General features: G+C 44.6%; 33 protein-coding genes and 2 riboswitches. Of the genes, 4 read left to right on the forward strand and 29 right to left on the reverse strand.

Translation table 11 applies throughout. The features are described 5' to 3' along the window. Window positions 1–9: 9 nt before the first annotated feature. From rpmD to CU633_RS08320, 29 genes are all read right to left on the reverse strand, one after another. The gene (rpmD, locus tag CU633_RS08180; RefSeq protein WP_101659251.1) at window positions 10–192 is read right to left on the reverse strand and encodes a 50S ribosomal protein L30; all 183 of its coding nucleotides are present in this window, start codon (window positions 190–192) and stop codon (window positions 10–12) included. A gap of 13 nt (window positions 193–205) precedes the next feature. Then, on the reverse strand, window positions 206–706 hold the full coding sequence (gene rpsE, locus CU633_RS08185) for a 30S ribosomal protein S5 (RefSeq protein WP_101659253.1): 501 nt from the start codon (window positions 704–706) through the stop codon (window positions 206–208). Window positions 707–730: 24 nt separating this feature from the next. Beyond that, window positions 731–1,093 carry a 50S ribosomal protein L18 gene (rplR, locus tag CU633_RS08190; RefSeq protein ID WP_101659255.1) on the reverse strand — a complete coding sequence of 121 codons (363 nt, stop codon included), beginning with the start codon at window positions 1,091–1,093 and terminating at the stop codon, window positions 731–733. Window positions 1,094–1,125: 32 nt separating this feature from the next. Further along, on the reverse strand, window positions 1,126–1,662 hold the full coding sequence (gene rplF, locus CU633_RS08195) for a 50S ribosomal protein L6 (protein ID WP_101659256.1): 537 nt from the start codon (window positions 1,660–1,662) through the stop codon (window positions 1,126–1,128). 31 nt (window positions 1,663–1,693) lie between these two features. Continuing rightward, the gene (gene rpsH, locus CU633_RS08200; RefSeq protein ID WP_101659257.1) at window positions 1,694–2,092 is read right to left on the reverse strand and encodes a 30S ribosomal protein S8; all 399 of its coding nucleotides are present in this window, start codon (window positions 2,090–2,092) and stop codon (window positions 1,694–1,696) included. 30 nt (window positions 2,093–2,122) lie between these two features. Then, window positions 2,123–2,308, reverse strand: a complete 186-nt coding sequence (locus CU633_RS08205; protein ID WP_101659258.1) for a type Z 30S ribosomal protein S14 — start codon at window positions 2,306–2,308, stop codon at window positions 2,123–2,125. Between the two features lie 13 nt (window positions 2,309–2,321). Next, window positions 2,322–2,861: a 50S ribosomal protein L5 gene (rplE, locus tag CU633_RS08210; RefSeq protein WP_101659259.1), complete on the reverse strand. Its 540-nt coding sequence runs from the start codon at window positions 2,859–2,861 to the stop codon at window positions 2,322–2,324. 25 nt (window positions 2,862–2,886) lie between these two features. Continuing rightward, a complete protein-coding gene (gene rplX, locus CU633_RS08215) occupies window positions 2,887–3,198 on the reverse strand; it encodes a 50S ribosomal protein L24 (protein WP_101659263.1) in 312 nt (103 codons plus the stop codon). A 34-nt stretch (window positions 3,199–3,232) separates the two neighbouring features. Next, complete coding sequence (gene rplN, locus CU633_RS08220; protein ID WP_101659264.1) at window positions 3,233–3,601, reverse strand: 50S ribosomal protein L14; 369 nt, start codon at window positions 3,599–3,601, stop codon at window positions 3,233–3,235. 37 nt (window positions 3,602–3,638) lie between these two features. Beyond that, window positions 3,639–3,902 carry a 30S ribosomal protein S17 gene (gene rpsQ / locus CU633_RS08225; protein ID WP_007085281.1) on the reverse strand — a complete coding sequence of 88 codons (264 nt, stop codon included), beginning with the start codon at window positions 3,900–3,902 and terminating at the stop codon, window positions 3,639–3,641. Window positions 3,903–3,926: 24 nt separating this feature from the next. After that, entirely contained in the window at window positions 3,927–4,127 is a 201-nt protein-coding gene (gene rpmC / locus CU633_RS08230; RefSeq protein WP_101659265.1) for a 50S ribosomal protein L29, read from the reverse strand. Beyond that, window positions 4,117–4,551 (reverse strand): 50S ribosomal protein L16, encoded by a 435-nt coding sequence (rplP, locus tag CU633_RS08235; protein WP_101659266.1) that lies wholly within the window; start codon window positions 4,549–4,551, stop codon window positions 4,117–4,119. Before rplP ends, rpmC begins: the two co-directional genes overlap by 11 nt. A gap of 1 nt (window position 4,552) precedes the next feature. Beyond that, a complete protein-coding gene (gene rpsC / locus CU633_RS08240; RefSeq protein ID WP_101659267.1) occupies window positions 4,553–5,209 on the reverse strand; it encodes a 30S ribosomal protein S3 in 657 nt (218 codons plus the stop codon). Window positions 5,210–5,212: 3 nt separating this feature from the next. After that, complete coding sequence (gene rplV / locus CU633_RS08245) at window positions 5,213–5,554, reverse strand: 50S ribosomal protein L22 (protein ID WP_101659269.1); 342 nt, start codon at window positions 5,552–5,554, stop codon at window positions 5,213–5,215. Between the two features lie 18 nt (window positions 5,555–5,572). Then, window positions 5,573–5,851: a 30S ribosomal protein S19 gene (gene rpsS, locus CU633_RS08250; protein WP_101659270.1), complete on the reverse strand. Its 279-nt coding sequence runs from the start codon at window positions 5,849–5,851 to the stop codon at window positions 5,573–5,575. 60 nt (window positions 5,852–5,911) lie between these two features. Next, window positions 5,912–6,742, reverse strand: coding sequence for a 50S ribosomal protein L2 (gene rplB / locus CU633_RS08255; protein WP_101659271.1), 831 nt, complete (start codon window positions 6,740–6,742; stop codon window positions 5,912–5,914). A 30-nt stretch (window positions 6,743–6,772) separates the two neighbouring features. After that, window positions 6,773–7,057: a 50S ribosomal protein L23 gene (rplW, locus tag CU633_RS08260; protein ID WP_101659273.1), complete on the reverse strand. Its 285-nt coding sequence runs from the start codon at window positions 7,055–7,057 to the stop codon at window positions 6,773–6,775. Beyond that, window positions 7,057–7,680, reverse strand: coding sequence for a 50S ribosomal protein L4 (rplD, locus tag CU633_RS08265; RefSeq protein WP_101659277.1), 624 nt, complete (start codon window positions 7,678–7,680; stop codon window positions 7,057–7,059). The genes rplW and rplD overlap by 1 nt, the downstream gene beginning before the upstream one ends. A gap of 27 nt (window positions 7,681–7,707) precedes the next feature. Continuing rightward, window positions 7,708–8,334 carry a 50S ribosomal protein L3 gene (gene rplC / locus CU633_RS08270; RefSeq protein ID WP_101659279.1) on the reverse strand — a complete coding sequence of 209 codons (627 nt, stop codon included), beginning with the start codon at window positions 8,332–8,334 and terminating at the stop codon, window positions 7,708–7,710. A 39-nt stretch (window positions 8,335–8,373) separates the two neighbouring features. After that, window positions 8,374–8,682 carry a 30S ribosomal protein S10 gene (gene rpsJ / locus CU633_RS08275; RefSeq protein WP_009791329.1) on the reverse strand — a complete coding sequence of 103 codons (309 nt, stop codon included), beginning with the start codon at window positions 8,680–8,682 and terminating at the stop codon, window positions 8,374–8,376. 425 nt (window positions 8,683–9,107) lie between these two features. Continuing rightward, the gene (locus tag CU633_RS08280) at window positions 9,108–9,893 is read right to left on the reverse strand and encodes a sirohydrochlorin chelatase (protein ID WP_101659281.1); all 786 of its coding nucleotides are present in this window, start codon (window positions 9,891–9,893) and stop codon (window positions 9,108–9,110) included. Continuing rightward, entirely contained in the window at window positions 9,893–10,678 is a 786-nt protein-coding gene (gene cobA, locus CU633_RS08285; RefSeq protein WP_101659283.1) for a uroporphyrinogen-III C-methyltransferase, read from the reverse strand. The genes CU633_RS08280 and cobA overlap by 1 nt, the downstream gene beginning before the upstream one ends. Before the next feature lie 18 nt (window positions 10,679–10,696). After that, a complete protein-coding gene (locus CU633_RS08290; protein ID WP_101659286.1) occupies window positions 10,697–10,912 on the reverse strand; it encodes a DUF3906 family protein in 216 nt (71 codons plus the stop codon). Window positions 10,913–10,934: 22 nt separating this feature from the next. Further along, window positions 10,935–12,554: a nitrite/sulfite reductase gene (locus CU633_RS08295; protein WP_101659288.1), complete on the reverse strand. Its 1,620-nt coding sequence runs from the start codon at window positions 12,552–12,554 to the stop codon at window positions 10,935–10,937. A gap of 15 nt (window positions 12,555–12,569) precedes the next feature. Further along, on the reverse strand, window positions 12,570–13,169 hold the full coding sequence (gene cysC, locus CU633_RS08300) for an adenylyl-sulfate kinase (protein WP_101659289.1): 600 nt from the start codon (window positions 13,167–13,169) through the stop codon (window positions 12,570–12,572). Between the two features lie 21 nt (window positions 13,170–13,190). Beyond that, a complete protein-coding gene (gene sat / locus CU633_RS08305; protein ID WP_101659291.1) occupies window positions 13,191–14,339 on the reverse strand; it encodes a sulfate adenylyltransferase in 1,149 nt (382 codons plus the stop codon). Window positions 14,340–14,401: 62 nt separating this feature from the next. Then, window positions 14,402–15,481 carry an inorganic phosphate transporter gene (locus tag CU633_RS08310; RefSeq protein WP_101659293.1) on the reverse strand — a complete coding sequence of 360 codons (1,080 nt, stop codon included), beginning with the start codon at window positions 15,479–15,481 and terminating at the stop codon, window positions 14,402–14,404. Window positions 15,482–15,493: 12 nt separating this feature from the next. Beyond that, window positions 15,494–16,198 (reverse strand): phosphoadenylyl-sulfate reductase, encoded by a 705-nt coding sequence (locus CU633_RS08315; RefSeq protein WP_257958570.1) that lies wholly within the window; start codon window positions 16,196–16,198, stop codon window positions 15,494–15,496. Between the two features lie 94 nt (window positions 16,199–16,292). Next, window positions 16,293–16,409 (reverse strand): YezD family protein, encoded by a 117-nt coding sequence (locus CU633_RS08320; RefSeq protein ID WP_374703357.1) that lies wholly within the window; start codon window positions 16,407–16,409, stop codon window positions 16,293–16,295. Between the two features lie 98 nt (window positions 16,410–16,507). Beyond that, a riboswitch (SAM riboswitch) is annotated at window positions 16,508–16,616 on the reverse strand. Window positions 16,617–17,008: 392 nt separating this feature from the next. Further along, window positions 17,009–17,125, forward strand: a riboswitch (SAM riboswitch). 69 nt (window positions 17,126–17,194) lie between these two features. Here CU633_RS08320 and CU633_RS08325 point away from each other — a divergent pair. The 4 genes from CU633_RS08325 to metH are packed head-to-tail and all read left to right on the forward strand — an operon-like array spanning window position 17,195 to window position 24,780. Continuing rightward, window positions 17,195–18,304, forward strand: a complete 1,110-nt coding sequence (locus CU633_RS08325) for a methionine biosynthesis PLP-dependent protein (RefSeq protein ID WP_101659299.1) — start codon at window positions 17,195–17,197, stop codon at window positions 18,302–18,304. Further along, window positions 18,301–19,494, forward strand: coding sequence for a cystathionine beta-lyase (gene metC, locus CU633_RS08330; RefSeq protein ID WP_101659301.1), 1,194 nt, complete (start codon window positions 18,301–18,303; stop codon window positions 19,492–19,494). Before CU633_RS08325 ends, metC begins: the two co-directional genes overlap by 4 nt. Next, complete coding sequence (locus tag CU633_RS08335) at window positions 19,491–21,356, forward strand: bifunctional homocysteine S-methyltransferase/methylenetetrahydrofolate reductase (protein WP_101659302.1); 1,866 nt, start codon at window positions 19,491–19,493, stop codon at window positions 21,354–21,356. The genes metC and CU633_RS08335 overlap by 4 nt, the downstream gene beginning before the upstream one ends. Then, window positions 21,334–24,780, forward strand: coding sequence for a methionine synthase (gene metH, locus CU633_RS08340; protein WP_101659313.1), 3,447 nt, complete (start codon window positions 21,334–21,336; stop codon window positions 24,778–24,780). The genes CU633_RS08335 and metH overlap by 23 nt, the downstream gene beginning before the upstream one ends. The last annotated feature ends 168 nt before the right edge of the window (window positions 24,781–24,948 follow it).

The following is a 24,948-nucleotide window of genomic DNA, read 5'->3' on the forward strand; positions in this document are numbered from 1 at the left end:
AGAATGGATTTATTGTTCTTTAACCGTCACAAGGTGAGCAACTTTTTTGATCATGCCGCGGATAGCCGGGTTGTCTTGCTGCTCAACTGTTTGGTGCATTTTTCGTAATCCTAAAGCTTTAACTGTTTCGCGCTGGTCCTCAGGGCGACCAATCACGCTGCGAGTGAGGGTAATTTGCAATTTGTTAGCCATTTGGTTTCCCTCCTTATCCTAACAGTTCTTCTACTGATTTACCACGCAGCTTCGCTACGTCTTCAGCACGTTTTAATTGTTTTAATCCGTCAATCGTTGCACGGACCATGTTGATTGGAGTGTTTGTTCCCAATGATTTTGACAGGATATCTGCCACACCGGCTAACTCAAGAACCGCACGAACCGGACCACCAGCGATGATACCTGTACCGGCAGAAGCAGGTTTGATCAGGATTTCACCAGCGCCAAAGCGCCCGATAACCTGGTGAGGAGTTGTTCCTCCAACCATAGGTACTTCAATCAAGTTTTTCTTTGCATCTTCAATCGCCTTGCGAATAGCATCTGGCACTTCTTGCGCTTTACCAGTTCCGAAGCCAACGTGACCGTTTTTGTCGCCAACTACTACAAGAGCAGAGAAACGGAAACGGCGTCCACCTTTAACAACTTTCGCTACACGGTTAACTGTAACTACGCGCTCTTCAAGTTCAAGTTTGTTTGGATCAATACGACGCATCTTTTTGTGTCCCTCCTTTGTCTATTAAAATTCCAAGCCGTTTTCGCGGGCTGCATCTGCCAATGCCTGAACACGTCCATGGTACAGGTAGCCTCCGCGGTCAAATACTACAGATTTAAAGCCTTTTTCTACAGCACGTTTAGCAATTAATTCTCCGACCTTTTGAGCAGCTTCAACATTAGATGTAGACTCTAAAGAAACTTCTTTGTCCATTGTAGAAGCACTTGCTAAAGTAACTCCGTTCACATCATCGATTAGCTGCGCATAAATGTGTTTATTGGAACGGAACACATTTAAACGAGGACGAGCTTCAGTTCCGCTAAGCTTAGAACGAACACGAGCATGTCTTTTTAAGCGTACGGCATTTTTATCAAGCTTCGTAATCATTAATGTCACTCCTTTCGTTTAACTACGCGGCATTACTTACCGGTTTTACCTTCTTTACGACGCACATATTCGCCTTCATAACGAATTCCTTTGCCTTTGTACGGCTCTGGAGGACGAACTTGGCGGATGTTTGCAGCCAAAGCACCAACGCGTTCTTTGTCAGTACCTTTAACTGTGATTTTTGTATTTGCAGGAACATCGATTTCAAGGCCTTCTTCTGGTTCAATTTCCACAGGATGAGAGTATCCTACGTTTAATACCAGCTTTTTGCCTTGCTTTTGAGCACGGTAACCGACACCGATTAACTCAAGGTTTCTTTCGAAGCCTTTCGATACACCTTCCACCATATTTGCGATAACTGCGCGAGTCGTACCGTGCAATGCGCGATGTTCTTTCGCATCAGATGGACGAGAAATGTTGATTACATTCTCTTCGATTTTAATTTCAATCTCCGGGTTAAAAGAGCGAGTAAGTTCGCCTTTAGGACCTTTAACTGTCACAGTTCCGTTATCAGCAACAACTGTAACACCAGTTGGAATATCAATTGGTTTTTTACCTACGCGAGACATTTATTGCACCTCCATTCATTCAGAAACTGTATTACCAAACGTATGCTAATACTTCGCCGCCAACTTGCTTGGCGCGAGCTTCTTTGTCAGTTAAAACACCTTGAGAAGTTGAAACAAGAGCGATACCAAGACCGTTCAGTACGCGGGGAACTTCGTTTGATTTTGCATATACGCGAAGTCCAGGCTTGCTGATACGTTTTAAACCTGTGATAACACGCTCGTTGCTTGCACCGTACTTTAAGAAGATACGGATGATACCTTGTTTGTTGTCTTCGATAAACTCTACATCACGAACGAAACCTTCACGCTTCAAAATCTCAGCGATTTCTTTTTTGATATTAGAAGCAGGTACTTCTAACTTTTCGTGACGAACCATATTCGCGTTACGAATACGTGTAAGCATATCTGCAATTGGATCTGTCATGACCATTGTTTTTACCTCCTTCCCAAACCTTTAGTTTTACCAGCTAGCTTTTTTAATACCAGGAATTTGTCCTTTGTATGCTAATTCACGGAAACAGATACGGCAAAGCTTAAATTTTCGGTATACAGAGTGTGGACGTCCGCAACGTTCGCAGCGTGTGTACTCTTGTACTTTGTATTTAGGCGTGCGTTTTTGTTTCACAATCATTGACTTTTTAGCCACATTTTCGCCTCCCTTACTTTTGGAATGGCATTCCGAATTGAGATAAAAGTTCACGAGCCTCTTCATCGGTTTTAGCCGTAGTTACAATAACGATATCCATACCACGTACTTTGCTTACTTTATCATAATCAATTTCAGGGAAGATTAACTGCTCTTTTACACCAAGAGTGTAGTTTCCACGTCCATCAAAAGACTTTTTGGAAACCCCGCGGAAGTCACGTACACGCGGAAGAGATACAGATACTAACTTGTCGAAAAACTCATACATGCGCTCACCGCGAAGAGTTACTTTCGCGCCGATTGGCATGCCTTCACGAAGACGGAAACCAGCGATTGACTTTTTCGCACGAGTCACAACCGGCTTTTGACCTGTGATTGTTGCAAGCTCTTCAACAGCGTTGTCCAACGCCTTTGCATTTGCAACAGCATCGCCAACACCCATATTGATTACGATTTTTTCAAGCTTCGGTACTTCCATTACAGATGTATAGTTGAACTTGCTCATTAGAGCAGGAGTTATTTCTTTAACAAACTTTTCTTTTAGGCGGTTCATTCATTGTACCTCCCTTCTTAATAAACTATTTATCTAAAACTTCACCAGATTTTTTCGCAATGCGGACTTTTTTGCCGTCAACCTCTTTGTATCCAACACGGGTTGGTTCTCCGGATTTCGGATCGATAGGCATTACGTTTGATACATGAATAGGTGCCTCCAGGCTGATAATTCCGCCCTGCGGATTGGCTTGAGAAGGCTTTGAGTGCTTCTTCACAACATTAATTCCTTCTACAAGTACTCGGCTTTGCTTTGGAAAAGCTGCCAGGATAGTACCTGTTTTGCCTTTATCTTTGCCAGAGATGACCATAACTTTGTCACCTTTTTTCACATGCATCTGTCGCACCTCCTTAAAGGCATTGAAATTTGAATTATAGTACTTCTGGAGCTAATGATACGATTTTCATAAAGTTGTTGTCGCGCAGTTCACGAGCAACCGGTCCGAAGATACGAGTACCACGAGGGCTCTTATCATCACGGATAATTACACATGCGTTTTCATCAAAACGAATGTATGTGCCATCTTTACGGCGAACTCCGCTCTTTGTACGGACGATAACCGCCTTAACAACTTCACCTTTTTTAACAACGCCACCTGGTGTTGCTTGTTTGACTGTACAAACGATCACGTCACCAATATTGGCAGTCTTGCGGCCGGAACCACCAAGAACCTTAATCGTTAGGACTTCACGAGCACCAGAGTTGTCAGCTACTTTCAAGCGCGTTTCTTGTTGAATCATGAGTGTACCTCCCTTCGGAATCAACTACTCCGAACAATTAAATAATAACGGCTTTTTCTACTACTTCTACTAAGCGGAAGCGCTTAGTTGCAGAAAGCGGGCGAGTTTCCATAATGCGTACCACATCGCCAATTTTCGCTTCATTTTGCTCATCATGAGCTTTAAATTTCTTAGAGTACTTAACGCGTTTACCGTATAAAGGATGCTTTTTGTGTGTTTCAACAAGAACCGTTACGGTTTTATCCATCTTGTCAGAAACGACGCGTCCTGTGTAAACTTTGCGCTGGTTGCGTTCACTCATTGTGGCGAACCTCCTCTCGGATTATTACTTGCTAACGCCAATTTCTCTTTCACCAATAACTGTTTTCATGCGGGCAATCGATTTGCGTACTTCACGAATGCGCGCAGTGTTTTCAAGTTGTCCAGTCGCCAATTGAAAGCGAAGGTTGAAAAGCTCTTCTTTTAATGATTTAACTTTTTGTTCTATTTCAGCAGTGGTAAGGTCACGAATTTCATTAGCTTTCATTTGATTCACCACCAATTTCTTCTCGTTTCACAAACTTGCACTTAATTGGAAGCTTGTGTGCTGCAAGACGTAATGCTTCGCGAGCGACCTCTTCAGATACGCCGGCAATTTCAAACATTACTTTCCCCGGCTTAACAACAGCTACCCATCCTTCAGGAGCACCTTTACCGGAACCCATCCGGACTTCAAGAGGCTTTGCAGTATATGGTTTATGAGGGAAGATTTTAATCCAAACTTTACCGCCACGTTTCATGTAACGAGTCATGGCAATACGAGCAGCTTCGATTTGGCGGTTTGTAATCCAGCTTGCTTCTGTAGCTTGCAAGCCAAATTCACCAAATGTTACTTCTGCACCGCCTTTCGCGTTTCCGCGCATCTTTCCGCGGTGATCACGACGATATTTAACGCGTTTTGGCATTAACATATTATTGGCCTCCTTCCTCAGTCTTCTTCTTGGCAGGAAGGACTTCTCCACGATAGATCCATACTTTTACGCCAAGCTTGCCATAAGTGGTATCAGCTTCAGCTGTAGCATAGTCAATATCAGCACGAAGAGTATGAAGTGGAACTGTTCCTTCGCTGTAATGTTCAGAACGAGCGATATCCGCTCCGCCCAAACGGCCGGATACCATTGTTTTAATCCCTTTTGCACCGGCACGCATAGCGCGTTGGATCGCTTGTTTTTGTGCACGGCGGAATGATACACGGTTCTCTAATTGACGAGCAATGTTTTCAGCAACTAATTTAGCATCAACATCTGCTCTTTTAATTTCAAGGATGTTAATGTGTACACGCTTGCCTGTAAGTGCGTTTAGCGCTTTGCGAAGTGCTTCAACTTCTGTACCGCCTTTACCAATGACCATACCTGGCTTAGCAGTGTGAATAGTGATATTTAAGCGATTGGCAGCACGTTCGATTTCTACTTTGGAAACAGAAGCATCGTTTAAACGCTTAGTGATATATTCACGAACTTTGATATCTTCGTGCAATAGATCCGCATAGTCTTTTCCAGCGTACCATTTGGATTCCCAATCACGGATGATTCCGATACGCAAACCGACTGGATTTACTTTTTGCCCCACTGATTATCCCTCCTTCTTTTCTGATAAAACGATAGTGATGTGGCTGGTACGTTTGTTAATTGCGCTTGCACGGCCCATTGCACGAGGACGGAAACGTTTCAGTGTTGGTCCTTCGTCAACATAAGCTTGTGCTACGATCAAGTTGTTTACATCCATTTCATAATTATGCTCTGCGTTGGCAGCAGCTGATTTTAATACCTTTTCAACAATCAGTGAAGCAGCTTTTGGCGTGTGATTTAAAATTGCAACCGCTTCTCCCACTTGCTTTCCTCGAATTAAATCTACGACTAAACGAGCTTTACGAGGAGCAATACGAACTGTTCTTGCAACAGCTTTAGCTTGCATCTGAATGCCCTCCTCTCATTAACGTCTTGTTTTCTTATCGTCACTTGCATGGCCTTTATAAGTACGAGTTGGAGCGAATTCTCCAAGCTTGTGACCTACCATGTCTTCAGTGATGTAAACAGGCACATGTTTACGACCGTCATAAACAGCAACAGTGTGTCCGATGAATTGCGGGAAGATCGTAGAACGGCGAGACCAGGTTTTGACAACTTGCTTGCCATCAGTCTCATTTAACTTTTCGATCTTGTTAATTAAGTGCTCATCAACAAAAGGTCCTTTTTTTAAGCTGCGACCCATGATTGAACCTCCCTTCGTGATTGTGCTACGGCTCTATATGTGAACCGTAGTTCAATCCCGTTATTTTTTGCGGCGACGTACGATAAATTTATCTGATTTATTTTTCTTCTTGCGTGTTTTGAATCCAAGAGTTGGTTTGCCCCATGGAGACATTGGTGATTTACGTCCGATTGGAGCGCGTCCTTCACCACCACCGTGCGGGTGATCGTTAGGGTTCATAACAGATCCGCGGACTGTCGGGCGCTTGCCTAACCAGCGTGAACGACCTGCTTTACCAATGTTGATTAGTTCATGCTGCTCGTTACCCACCTGGCCGATAGAAGCGCGGCAAGTAGCAAGAATCATGCGAACTTCACCTGAGTTTAAACGAACCAATACGTATTTGCCTTCTTTACCAAGCACCTGCGCGCTTGTTCCAGCTGAACGTACTAATTGTCCGCCTTTACCAGGCTTTAACTCGATGTTGTGGATAACTGTACCCACAGGAATGTTTGCCAGTGGAAGAGCGTTTCCTATTTTAATGTCAGCTTCAGGGCCGGACATAACTTCCAAACCTACTTCAAGGTTTTTAGGAGCAAGGATGTAGCGCTTTTCTCCATCTACATAGTTGATTAATGCAATGTTTGCGGAACGGTTTGGATCATATTCAATAGTGGCAACGCGTCCTGGAATGCCATCTTTATCGCGTTTAAAGTCGATTAGACGGTATTGACGCTTATGGCCGCCACCTTGATGACGAACAGTTAACTTACCTTGGTTGTTGCGGCCGCCTTTTCTTGTTAAAGGAGCAAGCAAGGATTTTTCCGGTTTGTCAGTTGTGATTTCAGCGAAATCAGAACTAGTCATGCCGCGACGACCGTTGGAGGTAGGTTTGTACTTTTTAATCGCCATTTTATTTCCCTCCTCTTCTAGTTAAAAATATTAAACCTCAAAGAATTCGATTTCTTTGCTGTCTTCAGTTAATTTCACGATAGCTTTGCGGCGTTTGTTTGTATAGCCGCCAAATTTACCCATACGCTTGAACTTACCTTTGTAGTTCATAATGTTGACTTTCTCAACTTTCACTCCAAAGATTTCTTGAACAGCGTCTTTAACTTGAGTTTTGTTCGCTCTAACATCGACTTCGAATGTGTATTTCTTGTCAGCCATGATATCAGAAGAAGCTTCAGTGATTACGGGGCGCTTAATGATTTCGCGTGCATCCATTATGCAAGCACCTCCTCTACTTTTTCAACCGCTGCTTTCGTCATGATTAACTTATCATGATTTAAAACATCCAAAACATTGATTCCAGAAGCAGTTACAACAGTTACACCAGGGATGTTGCGAGCGGACAACGCTACGTTCTCATCGAGGTCAGCTGTAACAACAAGCGCTTTTGAATCAACTGAAAGACCTTTAAGGACTCCTTTGAAGTCTTTTGTTTTTGGTGCTTCGAAAGCAAGGTTTTCTAATACTAGGATATTTTCATCCAACACTTTAGAAGATAGTGCAGATTTAATCGCTAAACGACGTACTTTTTTTGGCAGTTTGTAGCTGTAGCTGCGTGGAACAGGTCCGAATACAGTACCGCCGCCGCGCCATTGTGGAGAACGGATCGATCCTTGACGTGCGCGTCCAGTTCCTTTTTGGCGCCACGGCTTGCGTCCGCCGCCGGCTACTTCAGAACGAATTTTAGTTTTGTGAGTTCCTTGACGAAGTGATGCTCTTTGCATGATCACCGCTTCAAACAACACATGGTTATTGGGCTCGATGCCAAATACAGATTCATTAAGCTCGATTTCACCAACTTGTGATCCGTCTTGGCTGTATAATGCTACTTTAGGCATTTTGTTTCCTCCTTTCCTGTGAAGATATTATGCTTTTACCGCAGATTTAATTTTAAGCAATGCTTTTTTCGCTCCAGGTACGTTACCTTTCACTAAAAGCAAGTTGCGCTCAGCGTCAACCTTTACGATTTCAAGGTTTTGCACAGTGATTTGCTCTCCACCCATACGTCCAGGTAATGCTTTACCTTTAAATACACGGTTTGGAGCAACAGGTCCCATTGAACCAGGGCGACGGTGATAACGTGATCCGTGCGCCATAGGCCCGCGAGATTGTCCATGGCGCTTGATTGAGCCCTGGAAACCTTTACCTTTTGAGATACCAGTTACATCAACTGCATCGCCTTCTGCAAAAATATCAACTTTGACTTCTTGACCAACTTCATACTCTTCTAAGTTAACTCCGCGCAATTCACGAACGAAGCGCTTAGGAGCAGTATTTGCTTTTGCAACGTGTCCTTTTTCAGGTTTGTTGGAAAGCTTTTCGCGCTTGTCTTCAAAACCCAGTTGAACCGCTTCATAGCCGTCAGTTTCAACAGTTTTCTTTTGAAGAACAACGTTTGCTCCTGCTTCAACAACTGTTACTGGAATAAGGTCCCCGTTTTCAGCAAACACTTGAGTCATACCGATTTTTCTTCCTAAGATTCCTTTGGTCATTTCAGTCACACCTCCTAAATGATTGTTTGGTTTATTTCATTAAAGTTTAATTTCGATATCTACGCCTGATGGCAAGTCTAAACGCATTAATGAGTCAACAGTTTGTGGTGTTGGATTAATGATGTCAATTAAACGTTTGTGTGTGCGCATTTCAAACTGCTCACGAGAATCCTTGTACTTATGCACCGCACGAAGAATAGTGTAGATTGACTTTTCTGTTGGAAGCGGGATCGGACCTGATACTGCTGCACCGGAACGTTTCGCTGTTTCAACAATTTTCTCTGCGGATTGATCAAGAATCCTGTGATCATACGCTTTTAAACGGATACGAATCTTTTGTTTTGCCATTACTTTCCCTCCTTTTCGCCTATTTTCAAATAGACATTCTCCGTGGAAATTTCCCACACACTCGCCATGGCAAAGCGGCCGGGTGTGTCAGCAACCTTCCACATCATCGCAGTCAAAGACCAACATTATCTATTATACAGAAATCATAAAGCAAACGCAAGCTGATCTTCGCTTTTCTTTATGTTTCACACACTTTTTCTATTATAGCGATGTCCGTATCTCTTTTCAAGAGATTCCTTGTTTCCAATAATTTGTCATGATATGGAGATTCTGCAATACAAAAATCCCGGCTGAAATTGCCAGGATGATTTAAGCGAAACGGTAAAATATATCTTTTACTTGTTGCAAATATAGTGGATACATTCTAGTTAAAAACAAAAATCAGGCCTGGCGGCCCGATTTCAATCTTGCTTATTCCGAATCTTTTATCTTCTACTATATATATATCTTAACAGCTCGTTTCCTTTTTGCTCTTGTCCGCCCAAGAGTTCATGGGCACGCTCGCGCAATATGCTTTCTATATGCGGATGGTATCCCAAGTAATTGCTCAAAATATATTGTTTGTAATCTTTTTGACTATGGTTGTTAATTGCTTTTTCAATTGTTTTCATCAAAATTCCTGTGAACAACAAATAGGGAATGACAAAAACTTTACTGAAGGGACTTTCGGCTGCTATTTTCAGGCCTTCTTCCAAACCAGGCTCAGCAGCTGTTAAGTAACACGTATCTACCCTTCTTACTCCACTGCTCTGTTTCAGCAGTTCGGCAATCTCACCAAGATCCCGCTTAACATCCGGATCTGTGCTCCCCCTGCCTATCAACACGATCATCGAATCTTCTGTCAGGGCCTCATCCGTCTCTTTAAGTCGTTCGAGCAAGATTTCGACCATGCCGGGATGAACACCGATCGGCCGTCCGTAGTTCAGTTGCACTTCAGGAAACTGGGCAGCTGTTCTGTTTAGCTCATTTGGAATATCTTTTTTTGCGTGAACGGCTGTTAACAATAACACAGGGACCGCTGCGATTTTCGTTGCCCCTTTTTCAATACAGCGCCTGAACGCTTCCTCAATCGTCGGCTTCGCGAGTTCGAGAAAGCAGTACTCGTTGATCGGTGCCGGGCTTTCTTTCATCGTTTTTTCAATAAACGCGATAGCTTGTTGCTGCGCTGCCGGAACCCGGCTTCCATGGCAAATATATAAAATAGCTTCCATTAATATGCCCCGCTTGCAAACAGGCTTTCTTTTAGTTGTTTATTTTCAAACCAATTAATCTTGTCGCGCATATTGACAACGTCTCCGACAATGATCATGCAAGGATTCTCTATTTTCCCCTTTACAGCGGCCTGCTCTACGTCCCCCAGTGTAGTGACGACGGTTTTTTGCGCATGCAATGTTCCCCAGTTAATCAGTGCGACCGGCGTATCTTCCCGTTTTCCATGGTGGAGAAGTTTTTCTCTTATATAGGGAAGGTTTTTGACACCCATATAGATTGCAAGCGTATCGATCCCTTTCGCAAGGAGCTCCCACTTGATGTTGTCATCTTCGCCTTTCTTGCGATGCCCGGTCACAATCGCAAAGGACGAGCTGTGGTCCCGGTGCGTTACCGGGATGCCGGCATACGCGGGTGCTGCGATTCCTGCTGTGATGCCGGGAACAATTTCAAAATCGACTCCGTTCGCAGCAAGTACTTCCGCTTCCTCTCCTCCCCTGCCAAATACAAACGGATCGCCGCCTTTTAAACGGGTTACGATTTTCCCCTTCTTGGCATGCTTAACGAGGAAATGGTTAATTGTTTCCTGCTGCAGCGAATGATAATTGGGCAGTTTTCCGCAGTAAATCAGCTCTGCTTTCGGCTTTGCATACTTGAGCAGCTCATTGTTTACCAGCCGGTCATATAGAATCACATCCGCTTCTTTAATGCTGTTCAGTCCTTTTACCGTGATTAACTCCGGGTCTCCGGGACCGGCCCCGACCAGATAGACTTTCCCTGATTGCATATACCTCACCCCTCATCATTAAAGAATCGTTTCAAATCCCGATAATACAAAGCCGTTTCCGTTGCGGATTTTTTTCTTTTCATATAAAGAAATATCGTCGACTTCCCTTACCTTTAAAAAATGCTTCTCAAGTTCAACATCGACAAGGCGGAACGCCGCTTCATCATTTTCAGCTGCAATGATGACATGGGCCACCTCTTGATCGATCGTGACTTCAAATCGGTATAGATTCATGTTTTAGGTCACCTTTCTTCCTTTATACAGCTACACTGTCAATGATCGTGTTTAAGCGCTCCTGCAATGGCTCCGTTCCAACTCGTTCAACATAATCGAAAAACGATTCACCTGCGATTTTTGTGTCTTTAAAATAGAGCAAAATCTCTTTTAGAACAAACTCAAGCTGATTTGCTTCCACTTTTCCTTTTAATTTCTCGTTTAATTTGCCGCCGTTTTCAAGCGTGCCACCGACATAGATTTCAAAGGCTTCAACCATCACCTTATCCTTGTTCTTCATTTTGATGCCCTGAAGCCCGATCTCGGCAATTTGCCGCTGTCCGCAGGAATTTGGGCATCCGACCATATGAATCCTGACCGGGACATCAAGCTCCACTTGCTGATCCAAATGTTCAGCAATTCTTCTCATTCTCTCCTTCGTTTCAACAAGGGCAAGATTGCAATATTCTATGCCGGTACAGGAAACGGCATAGCCGATAAATTTGCTTGGAGCAATCGGGAACTTTTTAAAAATTTCCTCGCTTTGAAGTGCTTCGACATGTTGATCGGGTATATTCGGAATGATGACATTTTGTGAGTTGCAATTTCTGATTTCGCCATTTCCGTATTTTTTCGAAATTCGCGCTAATTCTAAAACGTCTTCCGGAGTCAAGCGGCCTACAGGTATGTTTATGCCGACATAATTAAGGCCCGGCTGCTTTTGTTGATGAATTCCGTAAAAGTAACCGGCATTCCAGCCTTTCGCTGCGTCTTCCCCTTTTTCAGGAAGCGGCCCGGTCAGTTGAAGCAGCTTTTCCTTGAATTTTTCCGGCCGCCAATCGGCAACAAGGAACTTGAGCCGGGCGCGGTGGCGTTTTTCACGGTAACCGTAATCGCGGAATATCGTTGTGATTGCGACTGCAACTTCAAGTGTCCGTTCCGGAGTAACAAATACATCAAGCGTTTCAGCCAGATAGGGAACAGACGATAAGCCTCCGCCCACCTTCACGTGAAAACCGGCAACCCGTTCCCCATTTAATTCTTTATATGCCGGTACAAAAGACAAACAGTTAATTTCCGCATTTGAAGCATTGTGTACATTCGAGCTGATCGACAGCTTGTATTTCCTTGGCAAATTTGAAAAGTCCTCATTAAACTGAAAGAATTCGTAAACTTCCTTTACGATACCGCTCGTATCAAATAATTCATTTGGATCGATTCCTGTCAGCGGGTTGCCGACAATATTTCTCGTAATATCCCCGCAAGCGCCTGCACTGGACAGCCCTACTTTCGCAAGCCTGGCGAAGATGTCGGGCAATTGTTCGATCGTCAGCCAGTGAAACTGGATCGCTTGCCTTGTCGTCACATCATAGACCCCCCGCCCGTAATCCTTCGCAATATTAGCGAGTGTCACAGCCTGTTCATAGGTGAGGATTCCTGACGGAACGCAAACCCGCATCATAAAGTATCCGTCTTCCTTAGGGCGCTGCAAGTATAATCCAGCCCATTTGAACATATCCCATTCTTCTTTCGGGATCGAGGCGAAACCATGCTTGGCATAATAAGGGATATCATCAAAAATCTTTAAGCCGTCTTTTTCGAGCTTCTTTATTTCAGTCTTGTTGATTGCAGGATTGCCCGCCCAGAACTTTTCATAAGCCATTTCAATTCCCCCTGTTTATATAAAATTTTTTAATCTAAGATAATCAATGACCTGTTCAACACTTTCTTCGACTGTATAAAGGTCTGTCTCAATTGTGATCTCAGGCTCAACCGGCTCCTCATAAGGAGAGGTTATCCCGGTAAAATCCCGGATCAGGCCATTTCTCGCTTTTTGGTAAAGGCCTTTTGGATCGCGCCTTTCACATTCTTCAAGCGGGCATTTAATATAAACTTCAATAAACTCATCCTCTTCGAGAAGGCTCCTGACAAGCTGCCTGTCCTCGAGAAAAGGGGAAATAAACGCCGTTAAAATGACCTGGCCGCTATCAATAAACAGCTTGGAAACTTCTCCGATCCTTCTGATATTTTCTTTTCGGTCAAAGTCGCTAAAACCCAGATCCTTGTTTAATCCATGACGGATGTTGTCGCCATCCAATACATAATTATTGATTTGCTGGTCAAAAAGCCTTTTCGCGACCTCATTGGCAACAGTCGATTTTCCAGATCCCGACAGACCGGTAAACCAGATCACAAAACTGTGATGGCCGTTTTGTCTTCTTCTTAACTGTTTCGAAAGTGATAAATCATGCCAGGTGATATGTGAACTTTTACTCAAAAATAATCCTCCCCGATCCTGTTATGCTCTCACTGCATTTTCCTGTAATCCTTCAATTAACACCTCGACCACTTCTTTGCGGCTGAAGGTACTTGGAGGGGTTTCGCCATTTCGCAGCAGCTCTCTGACCTTTGTTCCCGAAAGGATGACATGGTCCGCGCTTGAGTGCGGGCATGTTTTCGCTGACGCCATATTTTCGCATTTAGAGCAATAAAAGCTGTGCTCAAAAAATAACAGGGTAATCCCGAGTTCTTCCGGCTTAAACTCGCTGAAAATCTTCTGTGCATCATAGGTTCCATAATAATCGCCAACCCCGGCGTGATCCCGTCCGACGATAAAATGGGTACAGCCATAATTTTTCCGAACGATAGCGTGGAACACCGCTTCGCGCGGCCCCGCATAGCGCATCGCTGCTGGAAATACAGCGAGAAACACGCGCTCGAGCGGATAATAGTTTTCAAGTAAAATTTGATAGCTTTTCATTCTGACATCAGCGGGAATATCATCCGATTTTGTTTCACCAACAAGCGGATTTAAAAATAGTCCATCAACCGTTTCGAGTGCCGTTTTTTGGATATATTCGTGGGCTCTGTGGACGGGATTCCTCGTTTGAAATCCAACGACGGTTTTCCAGCCCTTATCCGCAAATATGTTTCTCGTTTGTTCCGGATCCAAATAGAATGACTGAAAATCTGTCCGCTTGACCCGTTTTACAAGGGTAATCTGCCCGCCAACATATACATCGCCTCTTTGTAAAAGTTTGTTGACTCCTGGATGCTTAAGCTCCCGGGTCCGGTAAACAGATTGCGCTTCCGCCAGCTTATCCGGATGAAAGATATCGGAGATCGTAATAACTCCATATGTCACATCCTTGCTTACCAGCCGCACTTCATCGCCAATTGAAAGCGTGATTGCTTCTTGATCGGTGACCGGCAGCGTAATCGGAATGCTCCACACCGTACCATCCGCCAGGCGCATTCTATGTAAAACGGACTCGTAATCCTCCTTTCTCATAAACCCGTCTAACGGACTGTAGGCGCCTGTGCCAATCAATTCAAGATCACTTAATGCGATTCCATCCAGTTCAATCTGTTTGTCAATTTTTTCATAAACAAACGAAGGATTCCAGCGGTTGATTAATGTTCCCCCGTGCGGAAGGCTTAAAGTCATGTTTATTTCCTCCTGTTCCTATTTGAAATCAAGTATCCTTATAAGAAAAATGGGTTTTTTGTCTAAATGCCTCCACCTTTTTCGTAAATGATCCTGTTGTCTTCTCTTATTGTTTTCGCCAAACTGAGCGTTCCAAGCGTTGCAGCGCAAACACTGAATAAAACAATCACGGAATATAGGTCGCTTTCGACAAACATCTTCACAAAGCTGTATGAGATCACCAGCGAGACGATCGGCGAAACGATCCATACTTTAAGAATTTTGTTGATAATTTTCTTCTTCAAAATGCCCAATCCATTATGCGATGCGCCGATTCCGATAATAGCCGTGCTGGTTACCTGTGTCAGCGGAACGGGCAGCCCGTAAATGGAAGCAAGGATCACCAGGAACGCCCCGGTTCCTGAAATCGCGCCTCCTTCCAACAACGAAAAGTTGGTAATCTTCTTCCCGTTTGTTTGCAAAACCCCCCCGCCCATCCATATTGCACCCAGGGCGATAAACAAGCCTCCAATCAGAATGCCTGTATGAATCGGCACAATTCCCGCACCGACCAGAGGGCCAACCGCATTGGCAACATTGTTCATGCCGGCTGAAAAAGCTTCAAAGAATCCGACAATGATCACAAACACAGCAAGCGTTTTTTGCATCTTTTCGTTTTTCAATCCCGGGTATTGCTTCTCCAGCTTTTTTATGAGCTTGCCGAGCAGAAGCGCGATCGTAAACCCGGCAGCAGGTACGATAATCCAAAAGCTGACGATGACCAAAATATTATGGATGTACAAAGCCTGATAGGCAATTCCGACTCCGACAACTGATCCAACGGTAATTTCACTGGTTGAGAGCGGGATCCCCATCAGGTTGGCAATAAATAAAGATAAGGCGGCTGAGGAAAGGATGATCAAAACCGCTTTTACGGTCAGCAGCGACTGCGGGATAATGTCTGTGCCTATCGTTTTGACTACTTCACTCCCGCCCAGGGCAGCACCGGCAAAAATAGCGATTCCGCACAAGAACAATGCCTTTCTCCTGCTTGGAATAGCCCCCGACCCGTATGCAATGCTAATCGAAGCCGCTGCCCCGCTCGCTCCAATATTCATCGCAAAAAACAAGGCGACGATACAAGTTATATAAGCTAGGATCATATTGATTACCTCTTATTGATGAAGTCCGCATTCAATTTTATTCTGTCCGGTCCACCGGCCTGATCTCAAGTCCCCGCTATTGAAAACAGGCGCCGTACACGTCTTGCAGCCGATGCTTGGGTAGCCATGATCATGGAGGATGTTATACGGCAAATTGTTTTTGTGGGCGTAACGCCAAATATCCTTCCACGTCCAATGGATAAGCGGGCAAATCTTCACTGATTGAAAGCGGTGGTCCTTATTAATAAATTGCATATGTTTCCTTGTTTCTGATTGTTCTCTCCTTAAGCCTGACAGCCAGGCCGCTGTTCCTGAAAGCACGCTGTTAAGCGGAATCACTTTTCGAAGCTCACAGCATTTATTCGGGTCACTCTTCCATAGTTCATCCCCATAACTTTGCGCCTGTTCTTCCAGAGATAGATCAGGTTTTTTCAGTTCAATGACTAATCGTGGATACTTCTCTTTAATTTGATCAATTAATTGATAAGTCTCCGCGAAATGAAGATCTGTATCGAGAAAAACAATTCTCGCTTTTTCATGCACCTTGTAGATCAAGTCGATCAAGACAATCCCTTCAATCCCAAAACTGCATGCATAAACAAGGTTTTCCTCTCCATAATGCGAATACGCCCACTTCAGAACGTCCAATGCTCCTTTTGTCTCGTTATCGTATGAAAAGTCCAGTGGTGAAAACGTATCAAAATCTTGATACGTAATGAATTGCGCCAAATCAATCCCTCCAATTCCGAAAAAAGAGGCAGCTCTAACCGGTAACGGTTAAAACTGCCTCTAGTTTATCTAGTCAGCAAGATTATTTAATTCTCAGTTTTTCATTTTTTTCGATTTGAACAACTACGCCGTCCTGAACGACCAGCGTGATCGAACCGTACTTCATTCCCGCCAGGATTTCCTGCAAGCGCAAAGAAATTTCATCGAACTGATTCACTTTCTTTCCCAAACAAGCCCCTCCTTCTAAATAAAAAAACCTTTCCACTTCGGAAAGACTCATCAGGTAAGAATATGTTTACCTTATCTTCCAAAATGGTTTTCACATTTTGTTGGATTTAGCACCTTGCTTATTCAGCAGGTTGCCGGACTTCATCGGGCCAATTCCCTCCGCCGCTCTGGATAAGTTTATTTTTTCTAGATTTTAACACAAAGGAATTCCATGTCAATACTTTAAAGTACTGAAATGAAAAATAGGAATTTAGTCCAGGCGCATCGGGCAAAGCGCTAAAAAAACTTAAATCCTATAATTCCGATGGGTTATATTTATATTAATAGGATGCCAGTTATTTGTCAATCGTTAATTTTAAAGTGTCCTTTTCCAAATGCGTACATATCATGATTATATACAACTTAATTTTTTTTTTCGAATCCGGACCGGGTTTTGAAATTTTAGCCGCTCGGAATAGTTAGTTCTTAATGCTAACCCGTTTTTAAAGTAAAAATATTTTCTTAATTTTAAAAAAATGGTTGACACAAGTAATTGAATGTTGTAAATTTTAGTCAATTCAATAAAATGATTTCTTATCGAGAGAGGTTGAGGGACCGGCCCGAAGACGCCTCAGCAACCATCAATGCCTTTAAGCATTGAAAAGGTGCTAAATCCTGCAAGTTTTTTATGGACTTGAAAGATGAGAAGAACGGCTGCGCCAACATATAAAGTCTTCTTCTTGAAGGCTTTTTTTATTTTTTAAAGGAGTGATGGCAATGTACAAATTAGATACGAAGCTGGCCCAAATCGGCAACAGGAGTGATATTACTGGATCGGTAAACCCGCCTGTATACTTCTCTACGGCATACATGCATGAAGGGATCGGCCAATCATCCGGCTATGACTATATCCGAACAGGCAACCCGACACGCGAGCTCCTTGAAAAAGCGATCGCAGACCTTGAGCACGGCGACCAGGGTTTTGCCTGCAGTTCGGGCATGGCAGCGATTGCGACATTGCTATCATTGTTTCAATCAGGCGATGAATGGATTGTCAGCAAAGATTTATATGGAGGCACATATCGATTGCTTGAACACGGTTTCAGGAAGTGGGGATTAACGTGTCAATATCTCAACACGAGCTGTCTCGAGGAGTTGGATCGAAAAATAACTCCGCAAACGAAAGCCATTTTTGTTGAAACCCCAACCAATCCCCTTATGGAGCAAACAGATATTGCTTCTATTTCAGACCTGGCCAAAAAACACGGATTATTGCTGATTGTTGATAACACATTTTATACACCCATTCTCCAGCAGCCCCTTCTTCTCGGCGCTGACATTGTCATACATAGCGCAACCAAGTACCTTGGCGGCCATAATGATGTGCTGGCCGGGTTGATTGTCGCCAAAGGTGACGGCTTGTGTGAATCTCTTGCATTCCACCATAATGCAGCGGGCGCAGTTCTCAGTCCTTTTGATTCATGGCTGTTAATCCGCGGCATGAAAACATTGGCGCTCCGGATTGAAAAACACGAGAAAAACGCAAAGAAACTTGTGCAGTACCTTTCAAGCCATGAAAGTGTAACAGATGTCCTTTACCCGGGGAGAGGCGGGATGATTTCTTTTAGAATCAAGGATGAAAAATGGGTGAATCCTTTTTTGAAAAAATTATCCCTGATCACATTTGCTGAAAGCCTTGGCGGTGTCGAAAGCTTTATTACTTATCCTGCCACCCAAACACATGCGGATATCCCGGAAGAAATCAGAATTGAAACCGGGGTATGCAACCGTTTATTAAGATTTTCCGTCGGCATTGAAAATGCGGATGATTTGATTGAAGACCTTGCGCAAGCATTCAGTTCCATCGTGGAGGAGGCTGCCTTATGAAAGTGAACAGGGAAATACATTTTGAAACAAGGCTGCTGCATAATCGCCAGAAAACTGATCCGGCCACCGGTGCTGTAAGTGTTCCGATTCACCATGCCTCTACCTTTCATCAATTCGATATTGAAAGCTTCGGCAAATACGATTACAGCCGCAGTTCCAACCCGACACGTGAAGCTCTTGAGCAGGCAATCGCCGAGCTCGAGGAAGGCACAAGGGGCTTTGCCTTTTCATCCGGAATGGCAGCGATCTCGACAGCCTTTCTTCTTTTGTCCTCTGGTGACCATGTCGTGATTTCCGAGGATGTATACGGAGGAACATACCGGATGGTAACACAAGTTCTATCGCGAATGGGGATTGAGTATACGTTTGCCGATATGACAGATCTTCACGCAGTCCGGGAAGCCGTACAGCCAAATACAAGGGTTTTCTATGTTGAAACACCGTCCAATCCCCTCTTAAAAGTTACAGATATCAGAGCGGTCAGTGGGCTGGCAAAAGAGAACGATGCCTTAACATTTGTCGACAATACGTTCCTGACCCCGGCTCTGCAGAAACCTTTGTTATTGGGAGCCGACGTCGTCCTGCACAGTGCTACAAAATTTTTATCGGGCCATAGTGATGTTGTGGCTGGGCTCGCTGTCGTCAAGGATGAGGACTTGGCCGAAAGACTTTATTTTCTGCAAAATACGCTTGGTGCCGTCCTTGGTGTCCAGGATTCCTGGCTCGTATTGAGAGGGTTAAAAACGCTTCATGTCAGGCTGGAACAATCCTTGAAAAGTGCGCACCAAATTGCCTGCTTTTTAAGAACACATCCTGCCGTTCATAAAGTTTACTTCCCGGGCTTTGAAGACCATCCGCAGTATGATCTCCAACAGAGGCAGGCGGGTGGAGCAGGGGCAATTCTCTCATTTGATTTAGCCGGCGGCAGGGAGGCGCTTTACCATTTTGTTTCGCATGTGGAAATTCCCGTTTTTGCGGTTAGTCTCGGTGCAGTCGAATCCATTTTATCCTATCCGGCAAAGATGTCCCATGCTTCGATGCCGGTTGAGGAAAGGCAAAAACGCGGGATCAGCGATAGCCTGCTGCGCTTATCGGTTGGTCTCGAAAATGCTGAAGATATTATTAACGACTTTTCTGCTGCGTTGGAGACAACGAGGCAATTTGTCGCTCACCAAGGAGTACAACTATGAGCTTTCTTAAAAAAATGGAAAATCAAATATTGATAGCAGACGGAGCGATGGGTACGCTTTTGTACTCTTACGGTACCGACTGCTGTTTTGAAGAACTGAATCTTTCCGAGCCGGAGCAGATCCTGAATATTCACAAAGCGTATATCAATGCCGGTGCCGACCTTATCCAAACGAATACGTATGCAGCTAACTATTTGAAGCTGCAGCGATATGGACTGGAGGATTCAGTAAAAGAGATTAACAGCGCCGCTGTCAAGATCGCCAGGAATGCGGCCCAAGACAATGCATACGTGCTCGGAACAATCGGCGGGAACCGCGGGATAAAACCCCATTCGATTTCGATTGAAGAAATAAAAAGGAGTTTTCGTGAACAATTATACTGTCTTCTTTTGGCGGGGGTAGACGGCCTGCTCCTTGAGACGTATTATGATCTAAAAGAGCTTGAAACCGTTTTGGCGATTGCCAGGAAAGAAACTGCGCTTCCGATCATTGCCCAGGTATCCCTGCAAGAAACGGGAATACTTCAGGATCGGACGCCAATCGATGAAGCTTTTGCAAAATTGGAGCAAACAGGTGCCGATATTATCGGCCTTAACTGCCGCCTCGGCCCGCATCATATGCTGTTGACGCTCGAGCAGGTGCCGCTGCCAAAGCATGCCTATCTTTCCGCGTATCCAAACGCCAGTCTTCCTGCCTATGTCGATGGCAAATTTCACTATGAAGGTGATGCAGAATATTTCAGAAAATCGGCACAACCTTTCCGGGAACAGGGAGTCAGGCTGCTCGGCGGCTGCTGCGGCACAACGCCGGAACATATCCGCGCTTTTGCTGCGGAACTGAAAGATAAAGCCCCTGTAACAAACAAAATCGTTAAACTAAAAGATAAGAAGATCATCGTCGAAACAGCTACAGTAAAAAGAGCGGAACCTCCCCTCGATCAGGTCGTCAAACAAAGACGTTCGGTCATCGTCGAGCTGGATCCGCCGCGGAAGCTGAATACAGGGAAATTTTTTGAGGGAGCAAAGGCCCTTCAGGATGCCGGGATCGACGCCATCACACTGGCTGATAATTCGCTTGCTACTCCAAGAATTGCGAATGAAGCATTGGGGCATCTCGTCAAATCGAAACTGGGCCTGAGGCCGCTCATTCACATTACATGCCGCGACCGCAATATTATCGGGCTCCAGTCTCATCTTATGGGCCTTCACACACTCGGTTTGCACGATGTGTTAGCCGTTACCGGAGACCCGGCCCGGGTCGGTGATTTTCCCGGTGCATCGTCGGTATACGATATGTCATCGTTTGAATTGATCCAAATGATTAAGCAGTTAAATGAAGGGCTATCCATTTCCGGAAAGGAACTTGGACAAAAAACAACTTTTTCCGTTGGCGGTGCTTTTAATCCCCATGTTCGTTCTTTGGATAAAGCCGTTAAACGCCTTGAAAAGAAAATCGACTGCGGAGCCGATTATTTTATTTCACAGCCCGTTTTTTCTGAAGAAAAAATGATCGAAATCCATGAAGCAACTACACATATTGAAGCACCGATTTATATTGGCGTCATGCCCCTGATCAGCAGTAAAAATGCTGAATACCTGCATAACGAAGTGCCGGGTATCAAAATATCGGAAAGCATCAGGGAGAGAATGGCCCGTTTTAAAGATGATCCTGCTGAAGCCTGCCGGGAGGGGCTTGAGATTTCAAAATCTTTAATTGACGCTGCGCTCGATTTATTTAATGGCATTTATTTAATTACGCCATTTTTGCGGTATGAACTGACTGTGGAATTAACGAATTATGCCCGGCGCTATGACAACGTCTTAACAGGGGGGAATCACCATGACCAAACCAAAATTCTCTGATCTACTCAAAGAACGAATCCTGATTATGGATGGGGCAATGGGCACGATGCTGCAACGAGCTGGCCTCAGTGCAGAAGACTTTGGCGGTGAACAGTATGACGGCTGCAATGAGTATTTAAATTTAACCGTCCCCGATGTGATTGAACAAATCCATGAACAATACCTGGAGGCAGGAGCCGATATTATTGAAACAAATACATTTGGCGCAACAAGCTTGGTCCTCGATGAATATCAACTTGGCCATAGAGCCTATGAAATTAACAAAGCCGCCGCGCAAATTGCCAAAAAGGCCGCAGACAGGGCTTCTGCACCAGGCCGGCCTCGTTATGTTGCCGGATCAATGGGACCGACAACAAAAACGTTAAGCGTCACCGGCGGAACAACGTTTGCTGCATTAATTGAAACATACGAAGAACAAGCAATTGGTTTAATTGATGGCGGTGTGGATCTTCTGCTCCTTGAAACAAGCCAGGACCTTCTCAATGTGAAGGCAGGATACATCGGCATTGAAAGAGCATTTGCAAAAACCGGCACAACTCTTCCGCTCATGGTATCCGGTACAATTGAGCCAATGGGAACGACCCTCGCCGGCCAGACAATTGAGGCATTTTATATTTCAGTCGAGCATATGAAACCCGCCGCTGTTGGGTTGAACTGTGCGACAGGTCCGGAATTTATGCAGGATCATATCAGGTCCCTTTCCAACCTGGCTTCAACTGCCGTCAGCTGTTACCCGAATGCCGGTTTGCCTGACGAAGAAGGGCAATATCATGAAACGCCTGAAACGCTTGCAAAGAAGCTCGCCGGTTTTGCAGAGCAAGGCTGGCTGAACATAGTCGGTGGCTGCTGCGGGACAACACCCGACCATATAAGAGCGATTGCTGCTGTGATGAAGGATATTAAACCAAGAACTATAAAAGAAAACCACGTCCATAAGGTTTCCGGAATTGAACCATTAATCTATGATGACCCGTCACTGCGTCCAATTATGGTCGGTGAACGTTCCAATGTGATTGGCTCCCGGAAATTCAAACGGTTAATCAGCGAAGGCAAATATGAAGAAGCTGCTGAAATTGCCAGAGCCCAGGTCAAGGGAGGCGCCCATGTTATTGATATATGCCTTGCCGACCCGGACCGGGATGAACTGTTCGATATGGAACAATTTATTATCGAAGCTGTTAAAAAGGTAAAGGTTCCGTTAGTAATCGATTCAACCGATGAAAAAATAATCGAAAAGGCGTTAACCTACTCCCAGGGGAAAGCGATTATTAATTCGATTAATCTTGAAGACGGTGAGGAACGTTTTGCAGCGATCTGTCCGCTCATCCATAAATATGGAGCGGCAGTAGTGGTCGGCACGATTGACGAAAAAGGAATGGGCGTAACAGCCGAACGCAAGCTCGAAATCGCGAAGCGCTCCTATGACCTGCTTGTTGGTAAATACAGGATTCGCCCGGAGGATATCATTTTTGACCCACTCGTATTTCCTGTCGGTACGGGAGATGAACAATATATCGGTTCGGCCAAGGCTACGGTTGATGGGATCCGCTTAATAAAAGAGCAGTTTCCGGACACACAGACCATTTTGGGGATCAGCAATGTATCGTTTGGCCTTCCTCCTGTCGGCAGGGAAATCTTAAATTCCGTTTTTCTCTACCATTGTACACAGGCAGGGCTTGATTACGCGCTTGTCAACACGGAAAAACTGGAGAGATTCCCGTCGATTCCAAAGCAGGAAGTGGAGTTGGCAGAAGCACTTTTATTCAACACTGATGACAAATCTTTAGCCGAATTCACTGAGTTCTACCGCGGTAAAAAGAAGGAATCAAAAAGCAATATACCCGCAATGAGTTTAGCGGAACGACTATCCTATTACATTGTTGAGGGAACGAAAGAAGGGCTGCTTCCTGATTTGGAAAAAGCCCTCAGTAATTATCCGTCACCTCTTGATATCATTAACGGCCCTTTAATGGATGGAATGAAGGAAGTCGGCCGCCTTTTTAACGATAATCAATTAATCGTTGCAGAAGTCCTCCAAAGCGCCGAAGTGATGAAAGCATCTGTTGCTTTCCTTGAACCTTTTATGGAAAAAGACTCCGTTTCTTCTTCGAAAGGTAAAATTATATTGGCGACCGTTAAAGGTGATGTTCATGATATCGGCAAAAACCTGGTTGAGATTATTTTAAGCAATAACGGTTACCAAGTCGTTGATCTTGGCATAAAAGTATCACCAACAGATCTTGTTGCAGCAATTCGGAGCGAAAAACCCGATATCGTCGGGTTGTCTGGCCTGCTTGTTAAGTCTGCCCAGCAAATGGTCTTGACTGCACAGGATATGAGGCAAGCCGGGATTTCCGTGCCAATTTTGGTAGGCGGCGCTGCTTTGTCGCGAAAATTTACCGATACAAAAATTTCGAGAGAATATGACGGAATTGTCCTTTATGCAAAAGATGCAATGACCGGATTGTCTCTCGCCAACCAGCTGCAGTCTCCTGATGGCTATGATAAATTCTTGGCTGATAAACAGGAAAAGGTGTCGGCCTTAGCGGAGGATCAGCGATCTCAAGCCTCTGTTGCCACCGCAACCAGGCCGGTTCCTAAAGTAACCGTTAAGCCAGCACCGGTTTTTATCCCCAAGGATACTAAGCGGCATATATTGAAAAACTATCCCCTTTCCTACGTTCTTCCTTATGTAAACCAACAAATGCTGCTTGGTCACCATTTAGGGGTTAAAGGAAAGATTTCCAGGCTGCTTGAGGAACAAGATGAAAAAGCGTTAAAAGTAAAAGCAGTGGTGGATGGTTTAATACAAGAGTCGGTGGACAATGATTGGATTCAGCCTTCTGCTGTTTATCAATTTTTTCCGGCAAAGTCCGAAGGTAACCGTGTTGTTGTTTTCAGCCCTGAGGACCATAGCCAGGTGCTGGACGAATTTGACTTCCCGAGACAGGAGGCTGATCCTTATCTTTGTTTAGCAGATTATTTAAAATCGTCCGAAAGCCCGGAAATCGATTATGTGGGTTTTTTTGCGGTAACAGCCGGCAGAGGAATTCGCGAAACAGCTGAAAAGTTAAAGAAGGAAGGACGTTTCCTTGAAAGTCACGCACTGCAAGCACTCGCTTTAGAAACTGCGGAAGGTTTGGCAGAGTTGATTCACCGGCAAATGCGCGACCGCTGGGGTTTTCCTGATCCGACTGAAATGACGATGAAAGACCGCTTTTCTGCAAAGTATCAGGGGCAACGTTTCTCTTTTGGATATCCAGCCTGCCCTAACCTGGAAGATCAAGCAAAGCTGTTTAAGCTCATACGTCCAGAAGAGATCGGCATTCATCTGACAGACGGATTCATGATGGAGCCGGAAGCTTCTGTAACAGCCATCGTGTTTGCACACCCGGAGGCACGCTACTTTAATGTTTTAAAATAAGCATATTTATGATTCTAAACAGGAACAAAAGCGCAAGCGCCTTGATCAGCCCCGACAAGCGCTGGAGGGCCTGACGGTGAAGTCGTTCTTTGACTTCATTGGCAGGACCGAAGCGACTCGAGGGGCTAGGCGCTGGAGCTGGACGAAGTCTGCAATAATCTCAAAGTT

The sequence above is a fragment of the Bacillus sp. V3-13 genome, from assembly GCF_002860165.1.
In the GTDB taxonomy this organism is placed as follows: Bacteria; Bacillota; Bacilli; order Bacillales; family Cytobacillaceae; genus Bacillus_BJ.

Bases quoted from the DNA above. Each gene is read 5' to 3' on its own strand.
- rpmD (WP_101659251.1), bottom strand. From the start codon at position 192: ATGGCTAACAAATTGCAAATTACCCTCACTCGCAGCGTGATTGGTCGC.
- rpsE (WP_101659253.1), bottom strand. From the start codon at position 706: ATGCGTCGTATTGATCCAAACAAACTTGAACTTGAAGAGCGCGTAGTT.
- rplR (WP_101659255.1), bottom strand. From the start codon at position 1,093: ATGATTACGAAGCTTGATAAAAATGCCGTACGCTTAAAAAGACATGCT.
- rplF (WP_101659256.1), bottom strand. From the start codon at position 1,662: ATGTCTCGCGTAGGTAAAAAACCAATTGATATTCCAACTGGTGTTACA.
- rpsH (WP_101659257.1), bottom strand. From the start codon at position 2,092: ATGGTCATGACAGATCCAATTGCAGATATGCTTACACGTATTCGTAAC.
- rplE (WP_101659259.1), bottom strand. From the start codon at position 2,861: ATGAACCGCCTAAAAGAAAAGTTTGTTAAAGAAATAACTCCTGCTCTA.
- rplX (WP_101659263.1), bottom strand. From the start codon at position 3,198: ATGCATGTGAAAAAAGGTGACAAAGTTATGGTCATCTCTGGCAAAGAT.
- rplN (WP_101659264.1), bottom strand. From the start codon at position 3,601: ATGATTCAACAAGAAACGCGCTTGAAAGTAGCTGACAACTCTGGTGCT.
- rpsQ (WP_007085281.1), bottom strand. From the start codon at position 3,902: ATGAGTGAACGCAACCAGCGCAAAGTTTACACAGGACGCGTCGTTTCT.
- rpmC (WP_101659265.1), bottom strand. From the start codon at position 4,127: ATGAAAGCTAATGAAATTCGTGACCTTACCACTGCTGAAATAGAACAA.
- rplP (WP_101659266.1), bottom strand. From the start codon at position 4,551: ATGTTAATGCCAAAACGCGTTAAATATCGTCGTGATCACCGCGGAAAG.
- rplV (WP_101659269.1), bottom strand. From the start codon at position 5,554: ATGCAAGCTAAAGCTGTTGCAAGAACAGTTCGTATTGCTCCTCGTAAA.
- rpsS (WP_101659270.1), bottom strand. From the start codon at position 5,851: ATGGGTCGCAGCTTAAAAAAAGGACCTTTTGTTGATGAGCACTTAATT.
- rplB (WP_101659271.1), bottom strand. From the start codon at position 6,742: ATGGCGATTAAAAAGTACAAACCTACCTCCAACGGTCGTCGCGGCATG.
- rplW (WP_101659273.1), bottom strand. From the start codon at position 7,057: ATGGATGCACGCGAAATCATTAAGCGCCCCGTAATCACTGAAGCTTCT.
- rplD (WP_101659277.1), bottom strand. From the start codon at position 7,680: ATGCCTAAAGTAGCATTATACAGCCAAGACGGATCACAAGTTGGTGAA.
- rplC (WP_101659279.1), bottom strand. From the start codon at position 8,334: ATGACCAAAGGAATCTTAGGAAGAAAAATCGGTATGACTCAAGTGTTT.
- rpsJ (WP_009791329.1), bottom strand. From the start codon at position 8,682: ATGGCAAAACAAAAGATTCGTATCCGTTTAAAAGCGTATGATCACAGG.
- CU633_RS08280 (WP_101659281.1), bottom strand. From the start codon at position 9,893: ATGGAAGCTATTTTATATATTTGCCATGGAAGCCGGGTTCCGGCAGCG.
- cobA (WP_101659283.1), bottom strand. From the start codon at position 10,678: ATGCAATCAGGGAAAGTCTATCTGGTCGGGGCCGGTCCCGGAGACCCG.
- CU633_RS08290 (WP_101659286.1), bottom strand. From the start codon at position 10,912: ATGAATCTATACCGATTTGAAGTCACGATCGATCAAGAGGTGGCCCAT.
- CU633_RS08295 (WP_101659288.1), bottom strand. From the start codon at position 12,554: ATGGCTTATGAAAAGTTCTGGGCGGGCAATCCTGCAATCAACAAGACT.
- sat (WP_101659291.1), bottom strand. From the start codon at position 14,339: ATGACTTTAAGCCTTCCGCACGGGGGAACATTAATCAACCGCTGGAAT.
- CU633_RS08310 (WP_101659293.1), bottom strand. From the start codon at position 15,481: ATGATCCTAGCTTATATAACTTGTATCGTCGCCTTGTTTTTTGCGATG.
- CU633_RS08325 (WP_101659299.1), top strand. From the start codon at position 17,195: ATGTACAAATTAGATACGAAGCTGGCCCAAATCGGCAACAGGAGTGAT.
- metC (WP_101659301.1), top strand. From the start codon at position 18,301: ATGAAAGTGAACAGGGAAATACATTTTGAAACAAGGCTGCTGCATAAT.
- CU633_RS08335 (WP_101659302.1), top strand. From the start codon at position 19,491: ATGAGCTTTCTTAAAAAAATGGAAAATCAAATATTGATAGCAGACGGA.
- metH (WP_101659313.1), top strand. From the start codon at position 21,334: ATGACCAAACCAAAATTCTCTGATCTACTCAAAGAACGAATCCTGATT.